This is a genomic window from Bradyrhizobium macuxiense, assembly GCF_001542415.1.
GTDB lineage: Bacteria > Pseudomonadota > Alphaproteobacteria > Rhizobiales > Xanthobacteraceae > Bradyrhizobium > Bradyrhizobium macuxiense.
This window is the reverse complement of sequence record NZ_LNCU01000034.1, coordinates 196,309-205,635: the sequence shown is the minus strand read 5'-3', so window position 1 is coordinate 205,635 and position 9,327 is coordinate 196,309. Positions and strand designations below refer to the sequence as shown.

Annotated in this window: 10 protein-coding genes and 1 pseudogene; 7 read left to right on the top strand and 4 right to left on the bottom strand. The window is 66.1% G+C overall.

Annotation, left to right across the window (positions count from 1 at the left end; all coding sequences use genetic code 11):
* The 3 genes from AS156_RS44120 to AS156_RS08975 form a co-directional block, all read left to right on the top strand.
* On the top strand, positions 1-2,317 hold a 2,317-nt coding region (locus tag AS156_RS44120), incomplete at its 5' end, for a YadA-like family protein (RefSeq protein WP_245312635.1).
* Positions 2,318-2,322: 5 nt separating this feature from the next.
* Complete coding sequence (locus AS156_RS08980) at positions 2,323-2,892, top strand: invasion associated locus B family protein (RefSeq protein ID WP_066502952.1); 570 nt, start codon at positions 2,323-2,325, stop codon at positions 2,890-2,892.
* 14 nt (positions 2,893-2,906) lie between these two features.
* Entirely contained in the window at positions 2,907-3,662 is a 756-nt protein-coding gene (locus AS156_RS08975; RefSeq protein WP_066502810.1) for a hypothetical protein, read from the top strand.
* 188 nt (positions 3,663-3,850) lie between these two features.
* Here the strand turns inward: AS156_RS08975 and rnk are convergent, their stop codons facing one another.
* From rnk to AS156_RS08960, 3 genes are all read right to left on the bottom strand, one after another.
* Positions 3,851-4,264, bottom strand: a complete 414-nt coding sequence (gene rnk, locus AS156_RS08970; protein ID WP_066502807.1) for a nucleoside diphosphate kinase regulator — start codon at positions 4,262-4,264, stop codon at positions 3,851-3,853.
* Between the two features lie 415 nt (positions 4,265-4,679).
* On the bottom strand, positions 4,680-5,210 hold the full coding sequence (locus AS156_RS08965) for a chromate transporter (protein ID WP_066502804.1): 531 nt from the start codon (positions 5,208-5,210) through the stop codon (positions 4,680-4,682).
* A complete protein-coding gene (locus tag AS156_RS08960; RefSeq protein WP_066502802.1) occupies positions 5,207-5,776 on the bottom strand; it encodes a chromate transporter in 570 nt (189 codons plus the stop codon). The genes AS156_RS08965 and AS156_RS08960 overlap by 4 nt, the downstream gene beginning before the upstream one ends.
* Before the next feature lie 94 nt (positions 5,777-5,870).
* On the opposite strand from AS156_RS08960, the pseudogene AS156_RS08955 reads away from it, so the two are divergent.
* The 3 genes and pseudogenes from AS156_RS08955 to AS156_RS08950 all read left to right on the top strand — a co-directional run.
* Positions 5,871-6,645: pseudogene (locus tag AS156_RS08955) on the top strand (LysR family transcriptional regulator); the annotation flags it as partial.
* A 1-nt stretch (position 6,646) separates the two neighbouring features.
* Positions 6,647-6,779 (top strand): hypothetical protein (locus AS156_RS45945; RefSeq protein WP_430641787.1); only part of this gene is annotated, 133 nt, incomplete at its 5' end.
* 164 nt (positions 6,780-6,943) lie between these two features.
* Positions 6,944-7,492 (top strand): carboxymuconolactone decarboxylase family protein, encoded by a 549-nt coding sequence (locus tag AS156_RS08950; RefSeq protein ID WP_066502798.1) that lies wholly within the window; start codon positions 6,944-6,946, stop codon positions 7,490-7,492.
* A gap of 489 nt (positions 7,493-7,981) precedes the next feature.
* On the opposite strand, the gene AS156_RS08945 is transcribed toward AS156_RS08950, so the two are convergent.
* Positions 7,982-8,977, bottom strand: a complete 996-nt coding sequence (locus AS156_RS08945; protein ID WP_066502794.1) for a GlxA family transcriptional regulator — start codon at positions 8,975-8,977, stop codon at positions 7,982-7,984.
* A gap of 54 nt (positions 8,978-9,031) precedes the next feature.
* Between AS156_RS08945 and AS156_RS44115 the strand changes: the two genes are divergently transcribed.
* On the top strand, positions 9,032-9,327 hold a 296-nt coding region (locus AS156_RS44115), incomplete at its 3' end, for a DJ-1/PfpI family protein (RefSeq protein WP_245312633.1).

Sequence of the window (9,327 nt, the reverse complement as noted above, 5' to 3'; positions counted from 1 at the left end):
GGGCCGGATCAGCAACGCTTCGACCGACGCGATCAACGGCTCGCAGCTCTGGGCGACCAACCAGGCCGTCGACGCGATCGGCACCACCCTCAACAACATCAACACCGGCGGCGGCATCAAATACTTCCACGCCAATTCGACGCTGGCCGACTCCTCCGCGGTGGGGACGAATTCGGTGGCGATCGGACCGGTGTCGACCGCGACCGGCGCCGGCTCGGTGTCGATCGGCAATGGCGCGACCGCCGCGAATGCCAACGATATCGCGCTCGGCTCCGGCAGCCAGACCGCCACGGCGGTCAGGACGGCGGGCATCACCATCGGCACGACCAATTATGCCTTCGCCGGCACGACCCCGACCTCCACGGTCAGCGTCGGCTCGGTCGGCAACGAGCGCACCATCACCAACGTCGCCGCGGGGCAGATCAGCAATAGCTCGACCGACGCCATCAACGGCTCGCAGCTCTGGGCCGCAACGCAGGCGATCGACAGCCTTACGACCACCGTGACCAACGGCCTCACACACTATTATAGCGTCAACGACGGAGGCACGCCGCTGGCGAACTACACCAACAATGGTGCGACCGGTGCGAATTCGATGGCTGCCGGCATTGCCGCTTCCGCAACCGCCGCGGGCGCGACGGCGCTCGGCTACAACACCCAGGCAACGATCGCCGACGGCGTCGCGATCGGTTCGGGTTCGGTGTCCAACCGCGCGCTGGCGCCGGCGTCCGGCACGATCGGCGGCACCATCATCCCCTACAACACCAACGATCTCACGCTGCTCGGCGCGGTGTCGGTCGGCAATGCGACCAGCTATCGCCAGATCACCAACGTCGCCGACGGCACCGAGTCGAGCGATGCCGTCACCGTGCGGCAGCTCACCGGCGCGCTGACATCGTTCGCGACCACGACGACGAGATACTTCCACGCCAACTCGACGCTGGCGGATTCATTGGCTGTCGGCAACAACTCCGTGGCTGTCGGGCCAGAGACCATTGTCAACGGCGACAACGGCATCGGCATGGGCTTTGGCGCGACCGTGGCGCAGACGGCACCCGGTGGCATCGCCATCGGCCAGAACTCTGCGGTCAATTTCCAGGATGCGATTGCGTTCGGAACCAGTTCGCAGGCCAACGGCATCCAGTCGGTGTCGATCGGTGCCGGGTCGGTCACGAGTAACCCCACCAGCGTCGCGCTCGGCGCCAACGCGAAGGCGACCGCGCAGGCCGGCGATGTCGCGCTCGGCGCCAATTCGACCACCTCGACGGTGGTCAAGACCGCCAGCACCTCGATCGGCGGCACCACCTACGACTTCGCCGGCACGGCGCCGACGTCGACCGTCAGCGTCGGCAGCGCCGGCGCGGAGCGCACCATCACCAACGTGGCCGCGGGCCAGATCACCTCGACTTCGACGGATGCGATCAACGGCTCGCAGCTCTGGGCCACCAACACCGCGCTCGATAGTCTCTATACCACCGTCAACAACATCAGCACCGGTAACGGCGGCATCAAGTATTTCCATGCCAACTCGACCGCGGCCGATTCGTCCGCGACCGGCGCGGAGAGCGTCGCGATCGGGCCGCAGTCGGTCGCAAGCGGCGCCAATGCGATCTCGATGGGCAACGGCTCGGCTGCGTCGGCCGCCAATTCGGTCGCGATCGGTGCCGGCGCCAAGGCGACGCAGGCCAACTCGCTGGCGCTCGGTGCGAACGCCACCACGACGGCCAATCTGAGCGATGCGGCCTATACGCCGATCGTCGGCCAGGCCGTCGCCGGCGTCGCGACCGGCGAAGTCTCGGTCGGCTCGTCCGGTGCCGAGCGCCGCGTCACCAACGTTGCCGCGGGCGCGGCACCGACCGACGCGGTCAATGTCAGCCAGCTCCAGGCGCTCGCCTCGACCTCGATCCGTTACGACAGCGATGGGAACGGCAACACGACCAACAAGATCACGTTGAACAGCGGCAATGGAGCGCCGGTGACCATCAGCAACGTGGCGCCGGGCGTCAACGGCACCGACGCGGTCAACCTCAACCAGCTCAACAGCGCGTTCGCGCAGCTCAACGGCCAGATCGGCGAAGTGCGGCAGGATGCCTGGCGCGCCGCGGCGATCGGCATGGCGGCGGCCTCGTTGCGCTATGACGATCGTCCGGGCAAGCTCAGCGCTTCGGCCGGCGGCGGCGTCTGGCGCAGCCAGGGCGCGCTGGCCTTCGGCCTCGGCTACACCAGCGAGAACGGCCGCCTGCGCAGCAACGCGTCGGCGACCACCGCCGGCGGCGACTGGGGCGTGAGCGCCGGCCTGAGCCTGACGCTCAATTGACCTTGATGGCGACGAGGCGGCTGGCGTGTCTGGCTTTGGCGATCTGGTTCGGGGCGGCGGCCGGAGCGGCCGCGCAGCCTGTGTCGTCGTCCGGCTATGCCGTGAAGCCGTCGGACGTCGTAGTCCCGCCGGGCGAGACGCTCGGCGAATTCAGGCGGATGATCCAGCCGTTCAAGAACTGGACCTTGATCTGCGACGAGAGCCTCAAGTCGAAGCGCCGCGTCTGCAACGTCACGCAATCGATCGTCGACGCGGACGGCGCGGTCGTCTTCAACTGGTCGCTGGTCGCGACTGCCGACGGCAAGCCGCTGATGGTGATGCGCATTCCGGCAAGCGCCGGCGCCGGCCAGCCGATCGAGCTTGCCATGGGTGACACGCCGGATCGCATCGTCGCGCAAACCGATCACTGCAATGCCGGCTTCTGCTTTGCCACGATTGCGATCGGCAACGTCCTCAAGCGGCACATCCGCGCGGCGACGCCATGCCGGGTGTCCTACCAGATCCCGCAGGTCGGGCCGGTCGTGCTGGAAGCGCCGCTCGACGGGCTGTCCGCCGTGCTGTCGAAACTGAAGTAACGCGAGGACGCAGCATGCGGATCTGGAATTCCGACATCCGGCTCGAGAGTGCGGATACCCGCAACGGGGCGGAGCTGCAGACTGAACAGGATGAACGACCGATGCGACTGATCCGGACCCCCACATTGATATTCGCAGCGGTCGTGGTGGCCGCGCTCAGCGCTGCCGGGGTGGTCGGATACGCCCAGACCTCGGCGCAGCCGATGCCGCTGCAGTCGCCGGCCGCGCCGGCGCCAGCGAAGAGACCGGCCGTGAAGCAGCACCAGAAACAACAGGCGCAACCGGCCCCCGCAGCCGCAGCCCAGACGCAACAGGCTGCACAGCCTCAGCCGACAGTGTTCGACGATCATGCAAAGCAGGGCAACATCGTCACCTGCGCCAACGTGTTCGGAACGCTGGGCCGTGGTCTCGCAACGAATTCGAACTACACGGCGCAGTCGCAGTGGGATCCGAAAGCCGGCAACTCGCATTCGGTGCAGTCGCTGGTGGCGCTCACGCCGGGCGAGACTCCCCAGAACACCGCTCCGCAGCGGGCCGCAGGCATCGTCTTCGCCGCGCCGGTCGGATCATCCTGTGAAGGCAATCTGGTGCGGGTGACGCCGCGCGCGGAGAGCTGCTCGACCGTTGCCGCCGAGCTCGCCAAGCTCAATGGCCAGAGCGGCACGCTTGGCGATCTCGCGACCATTGCGCTGCCGAACGGCGCGCAGGTGATGCTGATTCCCTTCGGCAATGCCTGCGTCGCGGTGACGGCGCTGCGAGTCGCGGGCTGAGTGAATCGGGCGTGATGGGATTGTGACGTGAGGGCTATAACGTTTTACGACCGTCATTGCGAGGAGCCCGCGACAAAATTGCAAAGCAATTTTGCGCTGAAGCGACGAAGCAATCCATTTCTCCGATTGCGGTGAGATGGATTGCTTCGCTTCGCTCGCAATGACCGGGCTGGCCGTTTGGGTATAGACTAGCCGTCGTGCGTCACGCCCAGAATCGTCACCGACCGCGTCTGATGGCTTGGCGTCTCGAACGCGATCGCCTGGCCGACGGACAGTCCGATCAACGCGGCGCCGACCGGCGTCAGCACCGAGACGCGCTTCAAGGCGATGTCGGCCTCGTGCGGATACACCAGCACGACTTCCCTGACGTCACCGGTGTCGTCGTCGCGATAGCGCACCCGCGAGCCCATGCGGACCACATCGTGCAAATCGGCATCGTCTGCGACCACCTTGGCGCGCTCGGTCTCGCGCGCGAGGAACTGCGCCACGCGCGGAAACAGCATCATGCTGGTATCGGCCAGCGCACTGAGACGCTGCACTTCGCTCGCCGCGATCGTGATCGGAGGCAACGCGGCGGCGGGCAAGTTGAAGCTACGGGTCATGTCTGTTCACCTGCAATAATGCGGTTGAAGGCTCCGGACTACCGTCGCTGGAACCTGGTGTGGTCGAGGATTGTCGGAACTGCCGCTCGTTCGCGGCAAGCAGCCGCGACGCCATGTCTGTCACGCGCGGACTACCAACGTTCCGCGTCGCAAAGTTCCAAATCGAATGATTTTTGATGACGTTGAGAATCCGGACGGCGCGCGCGACGGCCGCCCGGCTAATTGCCTGCGTGCAGACGTCCGGCGCGCAGGACGAACCGCGCAATGCGTATGTCGATGCTCAACGTGTAGATCATGGCAAGACCAACATAGCCCCTGGCGGCGTCGTGGCCATTGCGGCGAAAGCGCGCATGCGCGCGCAATGGACGGCGGCTTGGAGTGCAATGACGTCTAAGTCGCGGAGGTTCACCTCTCCCTAAGGCTGGCCGATGCCGGTGAGGCCGAGCACTGCACCGGCGGCAAGCGCAAGCAGCGGATGGATGCGGGTCGTGGTGGTGGCGATCGCCACCCCGGCTGCGATCAAGGCGAGACTCCAGCTCGGGACCGAGGCGTGGGTGATGACGATGGCGCTGGCGATGACCAGGCCCGCCGTGACCGGAACCAGCCCGGCCTGTACCTTCCGCCGCCACGGCCGGTCCTTGAAGCGCTCCCAGAGCCGCAACGCGATGCCGGTCACCAGCGAGGATGGTCCGAACTTCGCGAGCGATGTCACCAGCACGCCCGAGAAGCCGGCGACATGCCAGCCCACCAGCGGGACAACCATCATGTTCGGACCGGGCGCCGCCTGGGCGAGCGCAAACAGCGCGGTGAATTCGCGTGCCGTCATCCAGTGATGGATATCGACGACCTGGCGCTGCATCTCCGGCAGGATGGTGTTGCCGCCGCCGAACGCAAGCAGCGAGAGTTGTGTGAAGATCAGCGCAAGCGCGACAAGGGTTCCGCTCATGACGCCTGCCTCGACTTCAAGAGGATGCTGAGCGGCGCGAGCGTCAGAAGGGTCGGCAGCAGCGGCAATCTGAACACCGCGATCGCGAGCACGCAGAGCACGCCGATCAGCCAGCCCACCACATCCCGGCGCAGCGGCCAGGCGACCTTGATCGCCATCGAGATCAGCAGCCCGGCCGCGGCGGCCGCCAGCCCGCCGAACAAATGGCGGACCACCGGTTCGTTCTCGTAACGGTCATAGACCACGCCGAGCGCGATCACGACGGCAGTCGGCGCGGCGATCAGGCCGAGGATCGCAGCGAAGGCGCCGGGGATGCCGCGGAACTTGAGGCCGACGGCCACCGACATGTTGATGACGTTGCCGCCGGGCAGGAACTGGCAGAGCCCGAGCAGGTCGGTGAATTCGGCGCCGGTCAGCCAGCCGCGTTTCTCCACCATCATGCGCCGCGCCAGCGGCAGCACGCCGCCGAAGCCGGTCAGTCCGAGAATGAAGAAGCCCATGAACAAGTCCGCGACGCTTGGCGCGCCCTGCTTGATCGTGTGGTCGGCGGTGGGGACGGCATCCATTGGCGGATCGGCTCCAGTTCGATCGTGTTCGACAGCACCCTAATTGGCGGCGAGCCAAATTTCCAATATATGGAAGAAGCAAAATACATATTCTATGGATATGGATGCTCCGATGATCGAGCTGCGCCATCTACGCTATGCGGTCGCCGTGGCCGAGGAGGGCCATATCACCCGTGCGGCTGCACGGCTCGGGATCCAGCAGCCGCCGCTCAGCCAGCAGATCCGCGCCTTGGAGACGGCGATCGGAGCGCCGCTGTTCCGCCGCCAGCCGCGCGGGGTGGAGCCGACCGCGGCCGGCCGCGCCTTCGTGGACAAGGCGCGGCTGATCCTGCGCGACGTCGATCTCGCGGTCGAGGCCGCGCGCCGCGCCAGCCGCGGCCAGGAGGGCCAACTCGCCATCGGCTGCACCAGCTCGGCCGCCTTCAATCCCTTCGTCACCGGCGTCATGCGCGAAATGCGCGAGCGCGCGCCGGCGATCACGCTCTCGCTTGAAGAGGCCAGCACCGCCGAGCTGATCGAAGCCGTCGAGGCCGATCGGCTCGACGCCGCGTTCGTGCGTTCGCCGATCGAGCGGCTGGAGGGCCTCACGATCACGCACCTGCTGAATGAAGAGATGCTGGTCGCGGTGCCGGATCATCATCCGCGGGCGCGCAAGGATACGCGCCGGCGGATTTCATTGTCCGCACTCGCCGACGAGCCGCTGATCCTCTATCGCCGTCCGACCGGGCCCGGCCTCTATGACAGCATCATCGCCGCCTGTCGCGCAGCCGGCTTCAGCCCCAAGGTGGCGCAGGAGGCGACGCGGATGGTGTCGACGTTGAGCCTCGTCGCGGCGGGGCTCGGGATTTCGATCGTCCCGGAATCGATGGNGAGACCGCCGGTGTCGCCTATCTGCGTCTCGACCGCGCCGCCGGTCTGGTCGCGCCGCTCGCGCTGGCGCGCAAGAAGGGATCGCCGAGCGGAACGCTCGGCCGCCTGCTCGGCATCGTCGCGCGGCGCGTGAAGGATCGCGCCGGCGCTTGATGGCGCGGAATGTGGGGACTTTGGCGAACGCCTGCCGCCGGTCGCGGCTAGATAGCCTGCATCGAACTCGTTGATCTCAGCCCGATTGCATCAGCTCAGCATCCGGAAGCTTCGGGTTCAACCATCCGGCGAAAGGCTATTCCGATGTCACGTTTTCCAGTCCATACGCTCGACTCCGCCCCTGAAGCTTCCAAGCCCGCGCTGCGCGATGTGCAGGCGAGATTCGGCATGATCCCCAACCTCGCAGGCGCGATGGCGACATCGCCCGTGCTCGTTCAAAGCTTCATCGGCATCTTCGACAAGGTTCATGGCGGCAGCTTCACGGAGCCGCAGATCCAGACCGTGCTTCTCACCGACGCCGTGACCAACGGCTGCGCCTGGGCGGTCGCGCTGCATTCGGCGCTCGGCCTGCAGGCCGGCCTCGATTCCGCTGATGTCGAGGCGATGCGCGCCGGCCGTTCGCCGGAAAACAAGCAGCTTGGCGCACTCTCGACACTGGCGAGGACGCTGATCGAAAAGCGCGGCCAGCTCGGTGACCAGGACATCGAGCGTTTCCTCGCGGCCGGGTTCAGCAAGGAGCTCCTGCTCGAGGCGATCGTCATCGTGGCGGCGTCGACCATCACCAACTACACCGGCAGCGTCACCAACCCGCCGCTGGAGGCGGGATTGCAGGCGCATGCCTGGCACGGCTGATCGTGTTTACTGTTGCATCAAGCGCGCCGGCCGCGAGGCCGGCGTGTTTTCGTGCATCATGAGCGCGGACTAGACCGAGATGAATTTTGGCTGAATCGGCTCGCCAGGTTTCGGATCACCTCTCCCCGCCGGGGAGAGGTCGGATTGCGCTCGGCGATGCGAAGCATCGTCCGGAGCAATCCGGGTGAGGGCTCTTGCTCCATCGATAGACCGTAACCCCTCACCCGATTTGCACTGGACGATGCTTCGCATCGCCAGGAGCAAATCGACCTCTCCCAAGGGAGAGGTGATCCTTCGACGCCGTTCCGGCTCAACTTAATCTCATCGCGCTTTAGTCTTACTGTGTCACACGGTCATCGGGATGTCAGCCATCCTCGTCATTGCGAGCGAAGCGAAGCAATCCATCGTGCGGCATGCGTAGAAACATGGATTGCTTCGTCGTTATCGCTCCTCGCAATGACGGGCCGCGGTGCTTGCGACGCAGTAAGATTAGCCGGCGAATCTGTCCCTGTAATCCTGCGGCGTGGTCGACAGCAATCGCATGAAGGTGCGGCGCATCGTCTCCTCGGAGCCAAAGCCGCAACGCTGTGAGATGCGCTTGATCGGCAGGCGCGTTTCCGACAGCAGATGCCGGGCGCCCTCGACCCTCAACCGCTCGATCGCGCGCGCCGGAGTGAGGCCGGTCGATTCCGCGTAGTGCCGGCTGAAGCTGCGCTCGCTCATGCCGGCTTGTCTCGCGAGCGTCGGAAGCGAGAGATCGTCGGCGAGATGGTTGCTGATCCAGTCGTGCAGCCCGCTGAATCGGTCGTCAGTTGCCTGCAGCGACAGGATCTCGCTGAATTGTGCCTGCCCGCCCGGCCGCTTGAAGAAGACGACCAGATAGCGGGCGACGGCGAGCGCCGCCGCACGGCCGAGATCCTCCTCCACCAGCGCCAGCGCGAGATCGATGCCCGATGTGACGCCGGCCGAAGTCCAGAACGGGTCATCGTGCACGAAGATCGGGTCGGACTCGACGCGGACAGTGGGGAAGCGCCGCGCCAGCTCTGCGCAAAACGCCCAATGGGTCGCGGCGCGCCGTCCATCGAGGAGCCCTGTTGCCGCGAGCAGGAATGCGCCGGTGCAGACCGACGCGGTGCGGCGTGCTTGCCCGGCGCGTTGGCGCACCCAGTCGACCAGCACGCGATCGGCCGATGCCGCGTCGACACCGTCGCCGCCGGGAATCACCAGCGTATCCACGGCAACGTCGCTGGACGGAAGCGAATGCACTGCAAGTCCGACGCCTGCCGACGCTGCGACCGTGGGACCGTCAGCGCCGACGACGCGGACCTCATAGGGCTCAGCGTTGCCGGCCTTGGACATCATGGCGTTGGCCGATGCAAACACCTGCGGTGGCCCGGTGACGTCGAGCAACTGCACCGCCGGATAGGCGAGCACCTCGACCAGACGGCGCGCGTTTGGCGAGAAACGAGGGGGCTTTGGCGTCATCGCCGAAGCGTGCCGCGCTAGGCTTCACTTGTCCATAGCGGAAAGGAAACCTCAATGATTCCTCATGATGTCCATCTCCAGATCGGCTCGCTGCTGTTCGAGGCGGTCGATCAAATCGATCTGACCGGCCCGTTCGAGGTGCTGTCGCGGATTCCGAATTCGACCTATCGCATCTACGGCAAGACCACGAAGCCAGTGCGCGATATCAAAGGACTTCGCCTGACGCCCGATGCGACGCTCGCGGACGCGCCGCCGCTTGATGTCCTGCATGTGCCCGGCGGCTTCGGCCAGGAAGCCCTGATGGAGGATACCGAGATTCTCGACTGGATCCGCCGGCAGGCGTCGGGCGC

Coding starts and splice junctions, on each gene's coding strand:
- AS156_RS08980 (WP_066502952.1), top strand. CDS start 2,323: ATGGCGACGAGGCGGCTGGCGTGTCTGGCTTTGGCGATCTGGTTCGGG.
- AS156_RS08975 (WP_066502810.1), top strand. CDS start 2,907: ATGCGGATCTGGAATTCCGACATCCGGCTCGAGAGTGCGGATACCCGC.
- rnk (WP_066502807.1), bottom strand. CDS start 4,264: ATGACCCGTAGCTTCAACTTGCCCGCCGCCGCGTTGCCTCCGATCACG.
- AS156_RS08965 (WP_066502804.1), bottom strand. CDS start 5,210: ATGAGCGGAACCCTTGTCGCGCTTGCGCTGATCTTCACACAACTCTCG.
- AS156_RS08960 (WP_066502802.1), bottom strand. CDS start 5,776: ATGGATGCCGTCCCCACCGCCGACCACACGATCAAGCAGGGCGCGCCA.
- AS156_RS08950 (WP_066502798.1), top strand. CDS start 6,944: ATGTCACGTTTTCCAGTCCATACGCTCGACTCCGCCCCTGAAGCTTCC.
- AS156_RS08945 (WP_066502794.1), bottom strand. CDS start 8,977: ATGACGCCAAAGCCCCCTCGTTTCTCGCCAAACGCGCGCCGTCTGGTC.